The 19,434-nt window shown below is 60.2% G+C and carries 20 protein-coding genes; 13 read left to right on the forward strand and 7 right to left on the reverse strand.

The window, feature by feature from the left end:
* Window positions 1-11: 11 nt before the first annotated feature.
* Both MON38_RS03885 and MON38_RS03890 read right to left on the reverse strand, forming a co-directional pair.
* Window positions 12-1,019, reverse strand: coding sequence for an MlaD family protein (locus tag MON38_RS03885; RefSeq protein WP_241934815.1), 1,008 nt, complete (start codon window positions 1,017-1,019; stop codon window positions 12-14).
* A gap of 116 nt (window positions 1,020-1,135) precedes the next feature.
* Window positions 1,136-1,855, reverse strand: coding sequence for an N-acetylmuramoyl-L-alanine amidase family protein (locus MON38_RS03890; protein ID WP_422388671.1), 720 nt, complete (start codon window positions 1,853-1,855; stop codon window positions 1,136-1,138).
* Between the two features lie 220 nt (window positions 1,856-2,075).
* On the opposite strand from MON38_RS03890, the gene MON38_RS03895 reads away from it, so the two are divergent.
* The 9 genes from MON38_RS03895 to rplS all read left to right on the forward strand — a co-directional run bounded on the left by MON38_RS03895 (window position 2,076) and on the right by rplS (window position 11,328).
* Window positions 2,076-5,240 carry a putative LPS assembly protein LptD gene (locus MON38_RS03895; RefSeq protein WP_241934817.1) on the forward strand — a complete coding sequence of 1,055 codons (3,165 nt, stop codon included), beginning with the start codon at window positions 2,076-2,078 and terminating at the stop codon, window positions 5,238-5,240.
* 144 nt (window positions 5,241-5,384) lie between these two features.
* Window positions 5,385-5,579: a hypothetical protein gene (locus MON38_RS03900; RefSeq protein ID WP_241934818.1), complete on the forward strand. Its 195-nt coding sequence runs from the start codon at window positions 5,385-5,387 to the stop codon at window positions 5,577-5,579.
* A gap of 142 nt (window positions 5,580-5,721) precedes the next feature.
* On the forward strand, window positions 5,722-6,537 hold the full coding sequence (gene panB / locus MON38_RS03905; RefSeq protein WP_241934819.1) for a 3-methyl-2-oxobutanoate hydroxymethyltransferase: 816 nt from the start codon (window positions 5,722-5,724) through the stop codon (window positions 6,535-6,537).
* 256 nt (window positions 6,538-6,793) lie between these two features.
* Window positions 6,794-7,504: an RluA family pseudouridine synthase gene (locus MON38_RS03910; protein ID WP_241934820.1), complete on the forward strand. Its 711-nt coding sequence runs from the start codon at window positions 6,794-6,796 to the stop codon at window positions 7,502-7,504.
* A gap of 242 nt (window positions 7,505-7,746) precedes the next feature.
* The gene (locus tag MON38_RS03915) at window positions 7,747-8,535 is read left to right on the forward strand and encodes an acyl-CoA desaturase (RefSeq protein ID WP_241934821.1); all 789 of its coding nucleotides are present in this window, start codon (window positions 7,747-7,749) and stop codon (window positions 8,533-8,535) included.
* A 244-nt stretch (window positions 8,536-8,779) separates the two neighbouring features.
* Window positions 8,780-9,325, forward strand: coding sequence for a 30S ribosomal protein S16 (locus MON38_RS03920; RefSeq protein ID WP_241934822.1), 546 nt, complete (start codon window positions 8,780-8,782; stop codon window positions 9,323-9,325).
* A 96-nt stretch (window positions 9,326-9,421) separates the two neighbouring features.
* Window positions 9,422-9,988 carry a ribosome maturation factor RimM gene (gene rimM, locus MON38_RS03925; protein WP_241934823.1) on the forward strand — a complete coding sequence of 189 codons (567 nt, stop codon included), beginning with the start codon at window positions 9,422-9,424 and terminating at the stop codon, window positions 9,986-9,988.
* A gap of 106 nt (window positions 9,989-10,094) precedes the next feature.
* Window positions 10,095-10,769, forward strand: a complete 675-nt coding sequence (gene trmD, locus MON38_RS03930; RefSeq protein ID WP_241934824.1) for a tRNA (guanosine(37)-N1)-methyltransferase TrmD — start codon at window positions 10,095-10,097, stop codon at window positions 10,767-10,769.
* A gap of 178 nt (window positions 10,770-10,947) precedes the next feature.
* Entirely contained in the window at window positions 10,948-11,328 is a 381-nt protein-coding gene (rplS, locus tag MON38_RS03935; RefSeq protein ID WP_241934825.1) for a 50S ribosomal protein L19, read from the forward strand.
* A gap of 117 nt (window positions 11,329-11,445) precedes the next feature.
* Here the strand turns inward: rplS and MON38_RS03940 are convergent, their stop codons facing one another.
* A complete protein-coding gene (locus tag MON38_RS03940; protein ID WP_241934826.1) occupies window positions 11,446-11,850 on the reverse strand; it encodes a hypothetical protein in 405 nt (134 codons plus the stop codon).
* 153 nt (window positions 11,851-12,003) lie between these two features.
* Entirely contained in the window at window positions 12,004-12,711 is a 708-nt protein-coding gene (locus MON38_RS03945) for a DNA repair ATPase (RefSeq protein WP_241934827.1), read from the reverse strand.
* 264 nt (window positions 12,712-12,975) lie between these two features.
* Here MON38_RS03945 and MON38_RS03950 point away from each other — a divergent pair, with 264 nt between their 5' ends.
* The 4 genes from MON38_RS03950 to MON38_RS03965 all read left to right on the forward strand — a co-directional run bounded on the left by MON38_RS03950 (window position 12,976) and on the right by MON38_RS03965 (window position 15,929).
* A complete protein-coding gene (locus MON38_RS03950; protein ID WP_241934828.1) occupies window positions 12,976-13,383 on the forward strand; it encodes a 6-pyruvoyl trahydropterin synthase family protein in 408 nt (135 codons plus the stop codon).
* Window positions 13,376-14,035 carry a GTP cyclohydrolase I FolE gene (folE, locus tag MON38_RS03955; protein ID WP_241934829.1) on the forward strand — a complete coding sequence of 220 codons (660 nt, stop codon included), beginning with the start codon at window positions 13,376-13,378 and terminating at the stop codon, window positions 14,033-14,035. The genes MON38_RS03950 and folE overlap by 8 nt, the downstream gene beginning before the upstream one ends.
* Window positions 14,036-14,139: 104 nt before the next feature.
* Window positions 14,140-15,054, forward strand: a complete 915-nt coding sequence (locus MON38_RS03960) for a TIGR01777 family oxidoreductase (RefSeq protein WP_241934830.1) — start codon at window positions 14,140-14,142, stop codon at window positions 15,052-15,054.
* 149 nt (window positions 15,055-15,203) lie between these two features.
* Window positions 15,204-15,929: a DUF2625 domain-containing protein gene (locus MON38_RS03965; RefSeq protein ID WP_241934831.1), complete on the forward strand. Its 726-nt coding sequence runs from the start codon at window positions 15,204-15,206 to the stop codon at window positions 15,927-15,929.
* Here the strand turns inward: MON38_RS03965 and MON38_RS03970 are convergent.
* The 3 genes from MON38_RS03970 to MON38_RS03980 all read right to left on the reverse strand — a co-directional run bounded on the left by MON38_RS03970 (window position 15,926) and on the right by MON38_RS03980 (window position 19,391).
* Window positions 15,926-18,328 (reverse strand): transglycosylase domain-containing protein, encoded by a 2,403-nt coding sequence (locus MON38_RS03970; RefSeq protein WP_241934832.1) that lies wholly within the window; start codon window positions 18,326-18,328, stop codon window positions 15,926-15,928. The two genes, MON38_RS03965 and MON38_RS03970, sit on opposite strands and share 4 nt — an antisense overlap.
* A gap of 158 nt (window positions 18,329-18,486) precedes the next feature.
* Complete coding sequence (locus MON38_RS03975; RefSeq protein ID WP_241934833.1) at window positions 18,487-18,945, reverse strand: hypothetical protein; 459 nt, start codon at window positions 18,943-18,945, stop codon at window positions 18,487-18,489.
* 53 nt (window positions 18,946-18,998) lie between these two features.
* Window positions 18,999-19,391, reverse strand: coding sequence for a hypothetical protein (locus MON38_RS03980; protein ID WP_241934834.1), 393 nt, complete (start codon window positions 19,389-19,391; stop codon window positions 18,999-19,001).
* Between the last annotated feature and the right edge of the window lie 43 nt (window positions 19,392-19,434).

The following is a 19,434-nucleotide window of genomic DNA, read 5'->3' on the forward strand; positions in this document are numbered from 1 at the left end:
GACGTTCTTTTTTACTTCATCGTCGGCGCAGCCTCCACTTTTTTCACCTCGGTCGTCGTCGTACCGTCCGGCTTCTTCGTGGTTTCCACCTTGCTCTTATCCTTGCCGCCGCCGAACACCGAGAAGTGAATGTAGCGGCCGGGGTTGGCCTTCAAGTCAACAAACAAGTCGTTGGAAGCAGCCGTGGTGGCCGTCAGGTTGCGGTACAGGGTCGAGTCGTGCAGCAGCTTGCCCATCGAGCCCGACTGGTCGTTGAGGGCCGTGTTCAGGCTTTTCACAGTGGTTTGGGCATCGGCCAGCGTTGAGTTCAGGCGGCGCAGGGCCGGGCCCACGGGCGCGGTTTTCAGCGAGTCAGACAGCTGCGAGAAATTCACCGCGATTTTATCCAGCTTCGTGGTGGTTTTGTTGAGCGCAGCGCTCATTTGGGCGAAGTTGCGGGTGATGGTATTGATATTAGCCTGGTTGGCGAGAATGAGGCGATTCAGCGCCTCGGCGCTGGCCCGGGCCCCCAGCAGCGTGCCCTGAATATTGGTCTGGGCATCCTTGTTCAGGAAGCCGTTGATGTGGGCCAGCGTGGCCCCCACGGTATCGAGCACGGGCAGGGCCTTGGCCTGGAAGGCATCGGCGATGCTGGACGGCGTCACGGTGCGGATTTCCTCGCCGCCGGTGTAGGTTTTCGAGTTTTTGCCCAGCGTGAGGGTAATGGCTTTCGAACCCAGCAGCGAGCCGCCCAGGCTGGCCGTGGTGGAGTCGCCCACCACAATGCCTTTGTCCAGTTCAATGGCCACGCGCACCGAATTACCCTTGTCGGGCTGCAATTCGAGGCTTTTGACCTGCCCCACTTTGTAGCCGTTCAGCAGCACCTGCGCGCCGGCGTTCAGCGCGTCGACCTTAGGATAGACGGCGTAGTACGTTTGGTTGGAGGAAAGAATATTGCTGCCGCGCAGAAAATTGTAGCCGATGACGAGCGCGGCGATGGCGACGATGGCGAGAAGCGCCACTTTTATTTCTTTAGACACGAGTAAGGATTGTTGGATAGGAACGGTTAGGGGCAAACGCGACTGGCGGATATTATAGTGCCTCAACCCTGAAGCACCCGAATAGCAACCGCTGAAACCTGGCAACGGCCAGGAAGTTACCCGCCTTCAAGCTCGCGCTTGTATTCGCGGAACGCCCGGTAGATGCCCGCGGCCATATACGATTGATTGGCTTTATCGTTGAGGTAGCGCTCCTCGGTGGGGTTGGTGAGGAAGCCCGACTCGATGAGCACCGAGGGCATGGTCGACTTCCAAAGCACCAGAAAACCGGCCTGCTTCACGCCCCGGCTGGGCCGGCTGACGGTGGTGCGCAGTTGCCTATCGACGCGCTGGGCAAAGCGCAGGCTGTTGGTGATGTAGGCCGACTGAAACAGCGAGAACAGAATGTGCGACTGCGGCGAGCGGGGGTCGAAACCGTCGTAGCGGGCTTTGTAGTCTTTTTCCTGCAGAATAACCGAGTTTTCGCGCTGGGCCACGCCCAGGTTGGCGTCGGTTTTGTGCAGGCCCATGGTCCAGACCTCGGTGCCGTGGCTCTGGCTGGGGCCGGCGTTGCAATGAATGGAGATGAACAGGTCGGCGTGGTTGCGGTTGGCAATGGCGGCGCGCTCGTCGAGTTCGATGAAGACATTGGTTTTGCGGGTGTAAATCACCTTCACATCCGGCATATTCTGCTCAATCTGCTTGCCCAGGGCCAGAATGAGGCTCAGGGCTACGTCGGCTTCGCGGGCGCTGGCCCCGGCGCAGCCGCGGTCTTTGCCGCCGTGGCCGGCATCGAGCACTACGGTGCGCAAGCGGTAGCGGTAGGGCGCGTTGGGCAGGTCGGCGGGGGCGCGGACCGAGTCGGCCGGCGCGGCGGCGCGGCTCGAATCGGGGGTAGTCTGGGCTTCGGCTTTCCACTCGCCGGTGCCAGCGCCCAGCAGCAGCAGGGCCGCACTGGCCCAGATGACAATAATCCGCACGGTGTTCGTTGAAGGGGCGGTAGCGACCTGCTACCTTTGTACAAGCCCCAAAAGTAACGAATTTAACTGCTGCTATACTTTGCCCTTCTGGTTTAGTCTCTCTGCCGATGCCGGATTGCGGCGCTTCCACCACGGCCAAACCGGGCTGCGGGCCAGCCGCTTGCTGCCGTTGCTGCTGCTTATGGGCTTGTTGCTGCCGCTGGCCGGTCCGGCCCTCGGGCAAACCACGCCCGCGCCAAAATCGAAACACAAGGCTAAAGTGCAGGCCCGCAAGGCCCGCGTGAAAGCCATTCTGGCCCAGCCCGCGCTGCCCGACCGGGATACCGTAACCGTGGCCCCCAAACGGCCCACCCCCCGCGCCAAGCCCGGCCAACGCGCCGGCAGCGCCCCCACTCCGCCGGTGCGCAACATCTCCGTCGACCCACGCGACCCTGTGGGGCCGCCGCCGCCCGGCGTGCGCAACACCGGCCAGTCGCGCGTGCCCGGAGCCTCGCACCAGCCTGTGCCCGATACGCTGGCCCGCCCGCTGCCCGGCGGCGGCACGGCCACTTTGGTGAGTGACACCACCCGCCGCGCCGACTCACTGCAGGTGGCGGCCCGGCCCAAAGGGCCGGTGTCCACTACCATCAAGTACACCGCCAAGGACTCGATACAGTTTGATGTGACCAAGAAAGTGGCCCGCCTCTACAGCAAGGCCAACGTGAACTACGGCGACACCGACCTCAAGGCCGCCCTCATCACGGTGAATTACGGCACGAACACCATGGAAGCCGAGGGCCGGATGGACTCGGTGAAAAACCGGCTGATGGACCGGCCCGTGCTGAAGGATGGCGCGGGCCTGTACACGGCCAGCAACATTGCCTATAATTTCAAGAGCAAAAAAGCCCGCGTGACGGATGCTGTGACCACGCAGGGCGAGGGTTTCGTGAGCGCGGCCACCATCAAGCGCCTGCCCGATGGCGACATCAACGGCCTGAACGGCCGCTACACGACCTGCAACCTGGAGCATCCGCACTTCTACATTCAGGCCAAGAAGATGAAGGTGATTCCGGGCGAGAAGGTGGTGACCGGGCCGTTCAACCTCGTGATTGGCGACGTGCCCACGCCGCTGGGCTTCCTGTTCGGCTTTTTCCCGATGCCGAATAAGAGCCGGGGTTCAGGTGTGCTCATTCCCACCTTCGGGCAGGCCTCCGACCGCGGCTACTACCTCACCAACGGTGGCTACTACTTTGCGCCCAACGACTACATCGGCGTGCGCCTGACGGGCGACGTTTACGCCGGCAACAACCAGAAATTCGGCGGCTGGGGTGCGACGGCCGACATTTCTTACCTGAAACGGTACACCTACAACGGCAATTTCAACCTGCGTTTTTCGAACCGGCCCACCAACCCCATTGTAGTCCCGGGCGATGGCACCGCCAACGTCGGCCAGACCTACATTCAGCCGCCGGCCAGCAACTCGTTCTGGATTACCTGGAGCCACTCGCCCGTGCCCAAGCCCGGCGGCGGGCGCTTTTCGGCCAGTGTGCAGGCGGGCACCAGCGGCTTCAACCGCACCAACAGCATCGATGCGCGCCGCGTACTCACTTCGCAATACAGCTCCAACATCAGCTACGCCAAGCAGTTGCGCTACCTGCCCATCAACTTCGACATCAAGCTGAGCCAGGCGCAGGGCGAAGACGGCAGCATGACCTTCACACTGCCCGACGTGAGCCTCGGCGTGGCCCGGCAGTACCCGTATCAGTGGTTGGGCATCAAGCCCGGGGCGGGCGGCAAGCTTGGGGCCATGTTCTACGAGCAGTTCACCATCAGCTACAACCTCACGGCCAGCAACCAGTTCAGCAACCAGGTGCAGCCGCGCGCACTTGGCAATGGTTTTCCGCTGCTGGGCGGCGGGGCCGAGCTTACGCGCATTCCCTTCAACTTCAACAACCTGGGGCGTTTGCTCAGCAACGGGCGCAACGGCATCCAGCACCAGTTCGGCATCGGGGTAGGTTCTTACTCGCTGGGGCCGCACTTCAAGCTGAATCCTTCGGTAAGCTACGGCGAAGTATGGTACGGCCAGCGCCTGAAATATACTTACGTGCCTGTGGCCCAAGCGGTGCGTATCGACACCATCCGGGGCTTCAACCGGGTTGGGGCCTACTCGCTGGGGGCCAGCCTCAACACCACCATCTACGGCACGTGGGTGCGGCGCGGCACCCGCAAAATCCAGGCGCTGCGCCACAAAATGACGCCCAGCGCCAACTATAGCTTCTCGCCCGATGCTTACACGGCCGGCAGCTACTACCCGCAAACATCGCCCGTGTACCAGCGGGGCAGCGATGTTTTCCAGAACGTAACCGGCACCAACCAGCAATACCTCACCAATGCGGTGCTTGGCGGCTACCTCAATAGCTACGAAGGTTTTCTTTACGGTGTGCCCGGCGGGGCCCGCCAGCAGCAAATTTCCTTTAGTCTGCAAAACAACGTGGAACTGAAGGTGCGCGACGACAAGGACACCACCGGCACCAACCCCTTCCGCAAAGTGAGCCTGATTGACGGCCTCGACCTCAACATGGGCTACAATTTTGCGGCTACCGAGCGCAAGCTCTCGAACCTGAACGTGCAGTTTCGTACCCAGATTGCCAAAAAGCTGAACCTGAACAGTGGGGCCAGCTTCTCGCCCTACCAGCGCAACAGCCAGGGCGTGGAAATTGACCGCTACCTGTTTCAGGCCGACAACCGTAAGTTGCTGCGCCTCTCGTCGGCCACGCTCGGGGCCACCTACGCTTTCAACCCTTCCACCGGCACCAAAAAGAGCGTGGTGCGCCGGGCCGTGGCCCCCAGCAACGACCCCACCCTGGGTACCGTGGGCCCGCCTAACTTCTACGCCGACTACGTCGATTTTGAGATTCCGTGGGAGTTGAACCTGACCTATGCGGCGGGCTACACCACCAACACGGTGCCGCTGACTTCGGCCAACCAGCGCCCGCCCATTCTGGCCCTGAACACGGTGGGCGTCACGGGCTCGGTGAAACTGACGCCTAACCTGCGCCTGAGCTACAACCTGGGCTACGACATCACGCACCAGACCATTACCTACCCCAACGTCACGTTCTTCCGCGACCTGCACTGCTGGCAGATTAACGGCACCTGGATTCCATTCGGCATTTCGAAAGGCTACAGCTTCACCATCGCGGCTAAGAGCAGCCTCCTGCAGGACCTGAAGCTGAACCGTAACCGCTACGCGCAATATCAGTAGCAGGCCCTCTGCTGATTGTTGCTGCCTCATCATCGGCCGGGTATTTCGTCCCGTTGGCAGGGCAAACAGTCCCTTCCGGACAAATCAGCGAATCCTCGCAATTCATAGTAGTTTATTTGGTTTTTATATAACCATATATCCGCTATGAATTCCGCTGACCTGCACCTGCTGCTCGCGGCTCCGCCGGTAAGCCGGGCCGCGTTTTTCACCAAGCTCTTGGTCGAACCCGTTCTACCCGGCGAAACGCAGCCCGATGAGCCTGCCACCGACAGTGCCCCCGTGCCTGCCGCCCCGCCAGCGGCTCCGGCGGAACCCTCCGCCGCCGGCTTCCCCGCCTGAGCTTCACCGGGTCAATTCAGCCCCTGTGCTTCGGCCAGGGGCTTTTTGCTGTCCGCGCCGCGCCGGGTAACGAAATTGTTGCCAGCTTTGCCCCGCCAAACGGCACCTTACCTCGTCATCTCGCCCCGCGCACCCATTCCCCATGTCCCAGCACAAGGAAATCAAACTCGTCACCACCCACCAGATGCTCGCCATGAAGGAGCGGGGGGAAAAAATCTCCATGCTCACGGCCTACGACTACTCGATGGCCCAGATTCTCGACGGCGCGGGCGTCGACGTGCTCCTCGTCGGCGACTCGGCCTCCAACGTCATGGCCGGCCACGAAACCACCCTGCCCATCACCCTCGACCAGATGATATACCACGCCCAGAGCGTGGTGCGCGCCGTGAAGCGCGCTTTCGTAGTGGTCGACTTGCCGTTTGGCTCCTACCAGGGCAACAGCAGCGAGGCCCTGCGCTCGGCCATCCGCATCATGAAGGAAAGCGGCGCCCACGGCATCAAAGTAGAGGGCGGAGCCGAGATTAAGGACAGCATCACGCGCATTCTCACGGCCGGCATCCCGGTTATGGGCCACCTGGGCCTCACGCCGCAGTCCATCTACAAATTCGGCACCTACAGCGTGCGCGCCAAAGAAGAAGCCGAAGCCCAGAAACTGCTCGAAGACGCCCGCCTGCTCCAGGAAATCGGCTGCTTCGGCCTAGTGCTCGAAAAAATTCCCGCCTCGCTGGCCAAGCAAGTTGCTGAAGAGCTCACCATCCCCGTTATCGGCATCGGGGCCGGCCCGGATGTGGACGGCCAGGTGCTCGTGGTCCACGATTTGCTGGGCATCACGAAAGAATTCAAGCCGCGCTTCCTGCGCCGCTACGCCGAACTGCACGACGTGATGACCGAAGCCGTGCAGCACTACGTGGCCGACGTGAAAAGCCGCGAATTCCCGAGCAAGGAGGAAGGCTACTAGATTTCCGTCTGTCATCCTGAACGTAGTGAAGGACCTTATCACGCTTGAGCGGCTTGTTCAGTCGTGATAAGGTCCTTCACTACGTTCAGGATGACCGATGCCCTCCCCCGCCGCACTCCCGCCCAGCTTCGTATCTTCGCCGCATAATCAGCAAGAGCGGAGCGCCCGGTGAGTGTGGTCTGACGACGTGCGGTAGTGCCCCCGAGGGGTCCCGGCCCGCTCCTGCGAGTAACCCATTTCCGCCCGTTTCCGCCGCGTGAATCGTCCCAACCTCTGGTCCGAAGGCAGAGAAATTCTGTTCGAAGACAACCATCTTCTCGTCATCAACAAGCCCGCCGGCATTCTGGTGCAGGGCGACGCCACCGGCGACGAGCCCCTCTCCAAAAAAGCCGCCGAGTACCTGCGCTTCAAGTACAAGAAGCCCGGCGAAGCCTTCGTGGGCGTGTGCCACCGCATCGACCGGCCGGTGTCGGGCATCGTCATCCTGGCTAAAACCAGCAAGGCGTTGAGCCGGCTGAACGAGATGTTTCGGGACGACAAGATTCACAAAACCTACTGGGCCCTCACCGGCCGGCCGCCCGTGCCCGAAGGCGGCACCTTGGTGCACTGGCTGGTAAAGGACACCATCCGCAACGTCACCAAAGCCTACCCCGAGAAGCACAGCCAGGGCCTGCGCTCCGAGCTGAAATACGAGCTGCTCGGCATGGCCGGCAACCGCTACCTGCTGCAGGTGAACCCCGTCACGGGCCGCCCGCACCAGATTCGGACCCAGTTGGCCACTGGCCTCGGTACGCCCATCATCGGCGACGTGAAATACGGCTTCATTGCCCCGCTGCCCGACGTGAGCATTGCCCTGCACGCCCGCCAGTTGGAACTGCAGCATCCCGTCACGAAAGAAGCCCTGACTTTCACGGCCCCCCTGCCCGACGCCCCGCACTGGGACGCCGCCCGCGAGTACTACCAGTAAACTCTTGTCGTCCTGAGCGCAGCGAAGGACCTTGTCACATTAGAACAGCTTGTTCAAGTGTGACAAGGTCCTTCGCTGCGCTCAGGACGACAGCTCCGTACTCGCGCTGATACGTGCAAAATTTTGGCCTTACCAGCCCAAAAACCTAGCCGCCCTGCCCCCGGCCGTAATTTTGTATTGTCGCCGCTGAACCTATGCCCGGCACTTTTGCTTGTGCGGTCAGCTTCTCTATTCCAGCTTTTATGGCTATTCTGATTTTCTTCGTTGCCCACTATTACCTATCCCTGTTCACCCAGACGTTTTACCTGCACCGCTACGCGGCGCACAAGATGTTTACGATGAATAAGTTCTGGGAGAAGGCCTTCTTCCTGTTCACCTACATCTGCCAGGGCAGCAGTTTCCTCTCGCCCCGGGCCTACGCGCTGCTGCACCGCATGCACCACGCCTACTCCGACACCGAGTTGGACCCGCACTCGCCCCATTTCTCGAACAACGCGTTCGACATGATGTGGAAGACCAAGAACATCTACAACGACGTGCTGAACCATAACCACGAGTTGGCCACGCGCTTCGAGGGTGACATTCCGGAGTGGAAACTCATCGAGAATATTGGCGACAAATGGTACTCGCGCCTGGCCTGGGGCACGGCTTATGTGCTGTTCTACATCAACTTTGCCACGGCGTGGTGGCAGTACCTGCTCCTGCCCATCCACTTCCTGATGGGCCCCATCCACGGGGCAATCGTGAACTGGGGCGGCCATAAATACGGCTACCAGAACTTCGACAACAACGATAAGTCGATGAACACGCTGGCGCTGGATTTCCTGGCCTTCGGCGAGCTGTTCCAGAACAACCACCACAAGCTGCCCATGCGCGTCAACTTCGGCGTGAAGTGGTGGGAATTCGACCCCACCTACGTCGCCATCTGGGGCCTGGATAAAATCGGCATCATCAAGGTGAAGCGCAAAAACATGAATCTGAACACGATGTCTAAGCTGGCCAAGCCTAAGCGCGAAGCCGTGGCGGCGTAGTAGAACGTCATGCAGAGCGCAGCGAAGCATCTTTACCGCTCAACGCATTCATTTACTACTGCGGTAAAGATGCTTCGCTGCGCTCTGCATGACGTTTCATAATGCTCAAAAGCCCAGGCCCCGCGCCTGGGCTTTTTTTATTCCCCCGACTAGCTAATGCCCTGAACAAACGCTACCTTTGCACTCCCAATTTCGGGAAACCCTCACCCGACGGACGAGTTCCGTCACACAACCCCACCGGTTTATGGCAGTTAAAATCCGCCTCGCCCGCCGTGGCCGCAAAAAGGCCGCGACTTACGACATCGTAGTAGCTGACGCCCGCGCTCCCCGCGATGGCCGTTTCATCGAGAAACTCGGCACCTACAACCCCCAAACCAACCCCGCCACCATCAACTACGACGCCGACCGCGCGTTCTACTGGATGATGACCGGTGCTCAGCCCACCGACACCGTGCGAGCCATGCTCAGCTACCGCGGTGTGCTCTACCGTCGTCACCTGCAGCTGGGTGTTGACAAGGGTGCCATCACCCAGGAAGTTGCCGACCAGCGTTTCAGCGCCTGGAAAGACGAGAAAGATGCCAAAATCGAAGGCAAGCGCACTGGCCTCGTTGATGCCAAGGCGACCGCCAAGAAAGCTGCTTTCGACGCCGAAACCAAGGTAAAAGAGGCTCGTGCCGAAGCTCAGCGTCAGAAAGCTGCCGCCCTGCTGGCTGCTAACGCCCCCGCTCCGGCCGCTGAAGAAGCTACCGAGGCTCCCGCTGAGGAGGCTACCGAAGCTGCTGCCGAGTAGTATTCAGGCACCTGAAAACCGAAAGCGTTTGGGAGTTGTGAGCCGGACCGGCTGGCAACCCCCAAACGCTTTTTCGTTATCCCCTTCCCCACGACCATGACGCTCGACGAAACCTATCAGCTCGGTTACCTCATCAAAACCCACGGCCTGCGCGGCCACCTGGTGGCGCATTTCGAGGTGGACGATGTTTCGGCTTATACTAAGCTCAAAACGGTGTACCTCACCCTGGCCGGTGCCCCCACCAAGCTGGTGGAGCACGAAATTGAAAAAGTGCAGCCCCAGTCCGGCAACAAGGTCCTCATCAAGCTGCGCGGCATCGAGCGCATCGAGGAAGCCGAGCCCCTGCGCGGCTCCCAGCTCCACCTGCCCCTGGCCGCCCTGCCCGAGCTTGAAGACGACCAGTTCTACTTCCACGACGTCATCGGCTTTACCGTAGTCGATGAGAACCTGGGCACCCTGGGTACCGTGGAGAATTTCTACGAACTGCCCCAGCAGGACATGCTGGCGATGCGCTACCAAGGCCAGGAAGTGCTGATTCCGGTGGTTGATGAGCTAATCAGCCACGCCGACCACGCCAAAAAGGAGATTTACGTGAGCCTGCCCGACGGCCTGCTCGATGTGTACCTCAAACCCAGCACCCGCCAGCAGGACGAAGCCGAATAATCAGATTTTAGCTGTCAGCCATTAGCTTTTGGCTTCCGTGATTTCCAGCAAGCAGGACATAGGAAGCAAGCTAATAGCCAGCAGCTGATGGCTAACAGCTAAATCAATGCGTATCGACATCCTCACCTGCCTGCCGGAATTGTTGGTCAGTCCCTTTGCCCATTCCATCGTGAAGCGGGCGCAGGACAAGGGCTTGGCCGAAATCCACGTGCACCAGCTGCGCGACAAAGCCATCAACAAGCATGGCCAAATTGACGACTTCGTGTTTGGTGGCGGCGCCGGCATGGTGTTGCGCGTGGAGCCCATTGCCGCGTGGATGGACGAACTGATGGCCGAACGCAGCTACGACGCCATCATCTACCTCACGCCCGATGGTGAAACCCTGCGCCAGCCACTGGCCAACCGCTTTTCGCTGATGCAGAACGTCCTCATGCTCTGCGGCCACTACAAGGGCATCGACGAGCGCATCCGCCAGACCTATATCACCCACGAAATCAGCGTGGGTGACTACGTATTGAGCGGTGGTGAGCTCGGTGCCGCCATTCTGGTTGATACTGTGGTGCGGCTGCTGCCGGGCGTGCTGGGCAACGAGGAATCAGCGCTGTCTGATTCGTTTCAGGATGATTTGTTGGCCCCGCCTATTTACACCCGGCCGGCGGAGTGGCGCGGGCAGGCCGTGCCGGAAATCCTGCTATCGGGCAACACGCCCAAAATTGAAGAGTGGCGGCACGACCAGGCTCTGGCCCGCACGCAAGCACGCCGGCCCGATTTGCTTTCGTAGCGCATGCAATAGCTTGTTCTCGTCTGAAAAGTGCTTGAATTAACAGCAAATCAGGGAACAAGCTAAAGCATGTTCTACAAACCCCTTGCTATCATCACCGGAAAGCGCTATCTTTGCGCTCCGTTTCGTAAAATACTAATTCCCGACGGCGGCGCCGTCTTTCGCAATTTTCTCAGCCATGAGCGTACTACTTGACTTTATCCAGGCCGAATCGCAGGAGCGCCGCGCCAGCTTCCCCCAGTTCGCCGCCGGCGACACGATTAACGTGCACGTGAAAATCCGCGAGGGTGCCAAGGAGCGCATTCAGCAGTTCCAGGGCGTGGTGCTGCAGCGCCGTAACCCCAGCTCCAACGGCGAAACCTTCACCGTACGCAAGATTTCGAACCAAATCGGCACCGAGCGTATCTTCCCCCTGCTGTCGCCCAACATCGAGAAAATCGAGGTAGTGCGTCGCGGTAAAGTACGTCGTGCTCGTCTGTTCTACCTGCGCGGCCTGTCGGGCAAGCAGGCTCGTATCAAAGAGCGTCGCTTGAACGTGGTAGCGAAGGCTACTGCCTAAGCAGCTACGGCAACCTTTGGGTTGTTAATTAAGCCAACAAAAAGCCGGCCCCATGCGTGGGGCCGGCTTTTTTAGGTTTGGCTGAAGGCAACGGCGCTTGGCGCTGAATCGGCTTCGTTACTTGTGCGACGACATGTCCTGTGGCACAGTGCCATCGGGAGTAGCCGAGCCACCCTTCAACTGTGCAGCCACGGCCGACAGCGTTTCGCCCAGCTTGGCTACGCGAGGTGCAGTGTTGCCCTCGGCAAAATTGGCGGCCTGGGTGGTGTTGGTTCCCAAACGGGCCAACAGCGGCGCAATTACGTCTACGTCTGCAGCCCCGCTGCCGAAATGGGCTTTCAACGCTTGCAAGTCGACGACCAGTTGATGAAAAGCAGGATTGTTAGCTGCCTTCAGGTCCTCAATCCAGCGCTGAAACTGGTTATCAAGGCCGGCGCGGTCGGCGGTTTCGGAGAGGTCGCCGGCGAGGAGGTGAATGGCGCTATCGAGGTGTACCTGGTGTTGGGCTTCGGTCTTTTCCATGGGTGGGGGTCTTGGTATTGGTTAAGAACAGCGGCAGGCGCTGCCACTATTGCCAACGTAGTTTAGCCGGTAGGGTTGGCCCCACTCCAAAACAAACAGGCCCCGCCGGATACCGACGGGGCCTGCTGCGAAAGGATTCGCGAAGGGCTGAGACTACTCAATCTTGTTGATGCGCTCCTTTACCGACTCCAGCGCAATGCGCATGTTCACAATGTCGGCGCGGGCAGCTTCCTGCTCTTTCAGGTTGGCATCAACGAGGTTGTTGAGTTGCTGCAGTTCAGCAGCGTTCGAAGCCAGCATCTGCTGAATCTCAACCTTACGGGCTTTGTTTTTCTCGATGTCCTTTTTGATGGCATCCTGCTTTGCAATCACGGCGGTGTGGTTGTTCTGCGAGTTCACCAGCGCCTTCTCGGCATCGGTAATCTGCGAGGCCAAGTCTTCGCGGTACATCATGCGGGCAAAATCCTTGAGGTACTTCTCGGCTGACTTCCACTGCGTAGGCGTCGCTTCTTTGCCCAGGTAGGCGTTGCCAAGGTCGATGCTCCACCATACGGTAGTACCGGTGGGGGTAGCATCCACTTTGCTGATGACCCGAATAGGGTTAGGTGCAATTTCGTCGATGACCACGCCATCCAGCGTCAGCACGCCTTTGTTGTTCTTCACCTTGCTGCCAAACTTATCGGTGAGCTGCTTCACCCAAGCCGATTCTACACGACGGCTATCGAGCTGCATGCTTACCTGCTGGCCTTTGCGGGGAATGCTATTTATCGACTTATCGGCTTCATCTACAGGAGATTTCTGAGCATAACCGCTCAGCGCTGCCACGCATACGAGAAGTAGGATGAGTAAACTACGTTTCATGGGGATAACAACTAAAGAAAGCATTAAAGAAAAGAGAGTCGGCTAATTGGTTGGGTGGGTACCGTTATCCGGCTTTTCAAATTTAGGACCTTTATTCGATGCAAATTCGAGTGCACCCCTATTTTTTTACATTTTCATTGTTTTTATTTATTAAGTCAAACTTAAAGTTCACTAGATTCAATTTCTACAGTGGATTCGTTGTTCGCCTTCGCGAAGGCATAGAAAATTCCGAACAAAGGGCCGTTTGCCGGGTTACGCTGGCCTATGCACGTTACTGTTTGCCGCACCGAGCACTTCAACGCCGCCCACCGCCTGCACAACCCGGCCTGGAGCGACGACCACAACCAACGCGTTTTTGGCAAGTGCAACAACCCGCACTACCACGGCCACAATTACAACCTGACCGTGCGCCTGACCGGCCCCGTCGACCCCGAAACAGGCTACGTGTATGACATGAAGCGCCTGAGCACCGTTATCAAGCGCGAGGTGCTGGACCGCTACGACCACCGCAACCTGAACCTGGACACGGAGGAATTTCGTACGCTCAACCCCACGGCGGAGAACATGGCCGTGGTTATCTGGCAGCGTCTGCGGCCGCACCTGGCCGCGGAGCTGGCCCTTTCGGTCACGCTCTACGAGACGGACCGTAACTTTGTCGAATATCATGGATAACGCTTCCGGGCAACGCCCGGCCCCCGACTCGCAGCTGCCCGCCAGCCTGCGCACCCCCCTCCGCTCCGACGCGTTCGAGCGGAGCGAGGAAGACAAGATTACGGCCATCAGCGGCCATTTCGAGGCCATTATGCGCGAGCTGGGCCTCGACCTGACCGACGACAGCCTGGCCGGCACGCCGCGCCGCGTGGCCAAAATGTACGTGCAGGAGTGGTTCAAGGGCCTCGATCCGAAGAACCGGCCCGACGTGCGCCTGTTCGAGAACCGCTACGACTACCACCAGCTACTGGTGGAGCGCGACATTACCCTGTTTTCGTGCTGCGAGCACCACTTTGTGCCCATCATTGGGAAAGCGCACGTGGCTTACCTGCCGGCTGACAACGTGGTGGGCCTCAGCAAGCTGAACCGCGTGGTGCAATACTACGCCCGCCGCCCGCAGGTGCAGGAGCGCCTGACGCGCCAGATTTCGGAGGAGCTGAAGCAGAGCCTGGGCACCGACGACGTGGCCGTGCTCATCGAAGCCGACCACCTGTGCGTGATGAGCCGCGGCGTGAACGACACGAGCAGCAGCACCCTCACGAGCGAGTACAGCGGCCGCTTTGCTTCGGATGAGGCGCTGCGGCGGGAGTTTCTGCGGCAAATAGGGAAATAAATTTTTAGCTGTTAGCTGGCAGCCATTAGCTAATAGCTTTTCGTAATTGGACATCATCAATTGAAAAGCTAACGGCTACCAGCTGTTGGCTACTAGCTAAAACCATGAAGGTTCTCATCACCGGCGGTACGGGTTTGATTGGCACGCGGCTGGCCGAAATGCTGATTGATAGCGGCTACGAAGTGGCGCTGCTGAGCCGCGAGCCGGCCAAGAGCAGCCATTTCCGCAGCTTCCGGTGGGACGTGCAGGCGGGGACGATTGATGAGGCGGCCGTGCCGTATGCCGATTACATTGTGAGCCTGGCCGGGGCCAGCGTGGCCGACGGCAAGTGGACTGACGAGCGCAAGCGCGAGATTATGACCAGCCGGCTGGGCGGGCTGGCCCTGCTAGCCCGCGAGCTGGCCAAGCCCAGCCACCACGTGCGGGCCGTGATTTCGGCGTCGGCTATTGGGATTTATGGCGATGCTGGCGACAAACAAGTAACCGAAGAAACGCCCCCGGCGCTCCCCACGCACGACTTTCTGGCTGATGTATCACATCAGTGGGAACTGGCGGCCGCGCCCATCGCGGCGTTGGGCATCCGAACGGTGATTCCGCGCATTGGGGTGGTACTGAGCACCGAGGGCGGGGCGCTGCCTCAGATGGCTAAGCCGATGAAGCTAGGCGCGGGCGCGGCGCTGGGCAGCGGCAAGCAGTACATGTCGTGGATTCACCTCGACGACTTGTGCCGGCTGTTCATTGCCATGCTGGAAGATGAGAGCTGGCGCGGTACCTACAACGCCGTGGCCCCCTACCCCGCCACCAACCAGGCGTTTACCGAAGTGCTGGCCGGGGTGCTGCACCGGCCGCTGCTGCTGCCCAAGGTGCCCGCATTCGGACTGAAGCTGGCGATGGGCGAAATGAGCGAAATCGTGCTGGCCTCGCAGAACGTGAGCGCGGCCAAGGTGCTGGCGCAGGGCTTCCGGTTCGAGTATCCGGAGCTGCGGGGGGCGCTGCAGGCGCTGTACGGGGGGGAGTAAGGCTGGCGCACGCGCAGTCAACGCCTCCGCAATTCATTCAACGCATCTGAAAAGGCTTCCAACGGGTCCGCAAGTCATGCAATGGGTCTGGAAACCATTATGATGGGTCCGGAGGGGGCATGCGATGATGCTGGCGAGTAGCTTTGCTTATGCGTATTGCTTTCCTACTCTCCTTCTTCCTGTTTTATGCGGTTTGTTTGTGCGCTCAACCAATGCAAACACGGCCATTAACCGAACTTATCAATACACAAGACCCCGGCTGGCCACTAGTGCAGGGCTGGATTGCGGCTGCTAAAAACAAGGTCCAAGTACTGCCGAAGACTGGGGGCCGAGCAGACAGCGTCTTACTCGCCGCACAGGTAACAACCCGCTCCCCAATGGGAGCGGTGGTGTATGAGACGGGCGGCATCCTCGTGGATAATGGCTGGCTCCGCATCTTGGGTTCTGGCTCGCCGAGCTTGAACCGTGACCTGATGGGTTGGAACAAGGACAAGCAAAAAGGACTTTTGCTAGTGGCCGACGATGTATTAGGCGGCTTTTTCGCTCTTAATGGCGGGGCTTTCGGCCAAGCTACGCTCGGTAAAATCTATTATTTAGCGCCCGATAATCTGGAGTGGGAGCCGCTGGATAGGGGCTACTCCGATTTTCTGGTCTTCTGCTTCTCCGGCCACTTAGAGAAGTTTTATGACGGATTACGCTGGAAGGGCTGGCAAGCCGAAGTTGCGCAACTCAACGGCACCCAAGGTATCAGCTGCGTCCCGTTTCTGTTTACCAAGGAAGGGAAAGACCTAAATAAAGTTAGCCGCAAACCCGTTCCCATTATGGAATTGTGGGGACTGCACAATGATTTCCGCCAACAGCTCGGCATCCATTAGCGTCCGCCCTTCAGACTATCGGGCACGGCGCCGCCGTTGTTCATCTGCTCCAATAAATTGTCGGCGGCGATAGTATCCACCGCTTCGGAGCGGCGGCGGCGGGGCTCTGACTCGGAGATGCAGGTGTACTTCTTGCTAATTTTGACCGAGGGCTTGGGGAAGTGGCCGTAGGTGTAGCCGAGGTCGGTGTCCTTGTACACTTTCTCCATGAACTTGCCGAAGATGGGCAGCGCGGTGCGGCCGCCTTCGCCCTGCTGCGAGCCCACGAAGTGGATGCTGCGGTCTTCGCCGCCCACCCACACGCCGGTCATCAGGTCTTTGGTCATGCCCATGTACCAGCCGTCGGAGTAGTTGCTGGTGGTGCCGGTTTTGCCGCCAATCTGGTTGTCGTTGTGCCAGAGGTCGTAGTCCCACAGGGCCTGAGAGGTGCCGCCGGTCTCTTCCATGCCGCCGCGCAGCATGTAGGTCATCAGCCAGGCGGTTTCGGGCGAGATGGCACGCTTCTGGGCGGGGTCGAACTGCTTGATGACGTTGCCGTTCCGGTCTTCGATGCGCGTGACGAGGCGCGGCTCGGAACGGAAACCGGAGTTCATAAAGGTGCTGTAGGCGTCGGTCATTTCGTACACGCTCACGTCGCCGCCCGAGCCCAGGCCGATGCTGGGCACGGCGAGCAGCGGCGAGGTGATGCCGACTTTGTGGGCGTATTTGGCCACGTTGTCCCAGCCCACTTTCTCGGTCAGCTGGGCCGTCACGGAGTTCACCGAGCGGGCCATGGCGTGGCGAAGCGTCATGTTGATGCCGGTGTATTCGCGGGTCACGTTGTCGGGCTGCCACTCCATGGGCTGGCCGTTTTCGGTGTACTTGATGGTGACGCGCTGGTCGCGGATGCGGTCGCAGGGCGTGTAGCCGTTGTCGAGGGCGGTGAGGTAGACGAAGGGCTTGAACGTGGAGCCGGCCTGGCGGCGGCCCTGGCGCACGTGGTCGTACTGGAAAAAGCGGTAGTCGAGCCCGCCCACCCAGGCCTTAATCTGGCCGGTGAAGGGGTCCATGCACATCATGCCCGACTGCAGGAAGTGCTTGTAGTAGGCCAGCGAATCGAGCGGCGACATGACGAGCGTGGTGTCGTTGTCGTCGTGCTTCCAGGTGAACACCTTCATCGGCCGCTTGGCGTTCAGGGCCGAATCCAGGCGCTGGGGCTGGTTTTTGTAATGGTTGGCGAGGGTCTTGTAGCTCTCGGTGCGCTTCATCTGCGTCAGGATGAAGTCGGGGATTTCGTGGCCCTCGTCGTCGACCCAGGGGTTGGAGTCGCGGTTGCGCCAGAAGTTGTCGAACTGGCGCTGCAAGGCCTTCATGCGCTCGTGCAGGGCCTCCTCGGCGTGGGCCTGCATGCGCGAGTCGATGGAGAGGTAGATTTTGAGGCCGTCGCGGTACATGTCGTGGCCGGTGCTGTCGCACCAGGCATCCACAAACTGGCTCACCGCGCCGCGGAAGTAGGTATCGGGACCGTCGATGTGACGCTCGACGTGGTAGTCGAGCTCGACGGGCGTGGCTTTCAGGCGGTCGATTTCGGCCTTGGGCAGCACGCCGGCCTGGGCCATGCGGTCGAGCACCACGTTGCGGCGGCGCTTGGCGGCGGCCGGGTGGAACTTAGGGTTGTAGGCCGTGGGGTTGTTGAGCACGCCCACCAGCATGGCCGCTTCTTGGGGCTTGAGGCTGTCGGGCGAGGTGTTGAAAAAGGTTTTGGCCGCCACTTTAATGCCGAAGGCGCTGGAGCCGTACTCCACCGTGTTCAGGTACATGCGCAGGATTTCCTCCTTGGTGTAGCGCTGTTCTAGGTCGACGGCCGTGAGCCATTCCTTCGTTTTGGCCACGATGGTGCTCACCACCGGAATGTAGCCCAGGCCGCCCCGGCTCTGTTGGCGGCGGATTTTGTAGAGATTTTTGGCCAGCTGCTGGGTGATGGTGGAACCGCCGCGCTTCTCGCCGCGCAACGACGAAACCGCCCCGCCGAGCACGGCCTCCAAATCGATGCCCGAATGCTTGTAGAAGCGCACGTCCTCGGTCGCAATCAAGGCCTTAATGAGCACGGGCGACATCTGGTTGAGCGCCACCGGCGAGCGGTTTTCGCGGAAGTACTTGCCGATGAGCACGCCGTCGGAGGTGTATACTTCGGAGGCTTGCTCGACTTTAGGGTTTTCGAGGTCGGACAGGCTGGGCGACTTGCCGAACAGGAACAGGAAGTTGGTGCTCACCAAAAACGGATACACCAGAAACAGAATCACCACCAGCCCGAAACCGACCCAGGCCCAACTGGCCAGCCGCACGGGCCAGCGCCGGCTTGGCTTGGATTTCTTAGGACCAGAAGAAGAGGCGGAAAGTGGCGTTTTGAGGTCGGCCATACGAGGCAGCAAGTGGGAAGCGGGGCAGCAGCCCCACCGCGAAGAACGACAAATATACCAGTCGCCCCACCGTAGCGCGCACTTTTAGTTCGCGTCTCCGCGCATCAGCCCAAGCCCAACCGGCGTGCGGACGCGAACTAAAAGTGTGCGCTACGGTGCTACCGACGCTGGCGGGCCGTGAGCAGCGCTTGGTGGTACACGTTGCGGCGGGCGCGGAGGCGGTTGCGCTGCCAGCGCCAGGCCAGCTCGCCCAGGGCCAGCAGGATGATGCCGAGGCCCAGAAAGTAGCTCCAGTGCAACATGCGAATCTGGGCGCGGGTAGGCGAGTCGAGTTCCTGAAACAGGAACAGGCCCCACAGCTCATCTAGCAGCGTGAAGCCCCAGATGGCAGCGGCAAAAATGCGGCCCGCCCGGCCCAGCGCCAAGTGCCAGTGCAACAAGTAAAGCGCCACGCCCGGCAGCGCCGACAGCAGCACCAGCGGCGCGGCCTTCACCAGGGGCAAGCCCAGAAAAATGATGCTTAGCGTTTCCTTCAGCACCTGGGCACCGGCCAAAAAGCGGCCCAGCCGCGAAAGCTTGGGAATAACGGAAGGCGGATGCAGATGCGAAGCAGGCATGGGCGCAAATCTGGGCGAATAAACCCGGATGCCGCTAAGATACTGATTCGGCTCTAGTAGCGGCGCGCCATGAGGCGGGCGGCCTGGCAGCGCCAAGTGAGAATGACGATGAGCAGGCCTTTTACCGAGTCGAGCAGCAGGTTATCGGGCTTGCCGAAGGCGTAGTAGATGCCAATGCCAATGCCTATCCACCACACTCCCAGCAGGTAGCACCAAGTGGCGAAGCCCGGCCGCTTCCGCTGCACTTGCACCAGCGCCACCGCTGCCACCATTGAGACGAACAGCAGGAACCAGCCCACGAGGTAGGCCAGAAAAGTAGTGTCCGGGCCGTACGCTACGCCGAACTGCTTCAGGGTGAAGGCCGGGGCGAAGAATGCGCCGCCCGTGAGGACCAGTTCGAGCAACAAGGCGATGGTGAGCACGAGCAGCAGCAGCGTACGGGGCATAACGACGAGAGCTTGCAAGGAGGCGTGAACGGCAATTCCCGAT

Source organism: Hymenobacter cyanobacteriorum (assembly GCF_022631375.1).
Classification (GTDB): Bacteria; Bacteroidota; Bacteroidia; order Cytophagales; family Hymenobacteraceae; genus Hymenobacter; species Hymenobacter cyanobacteriorum.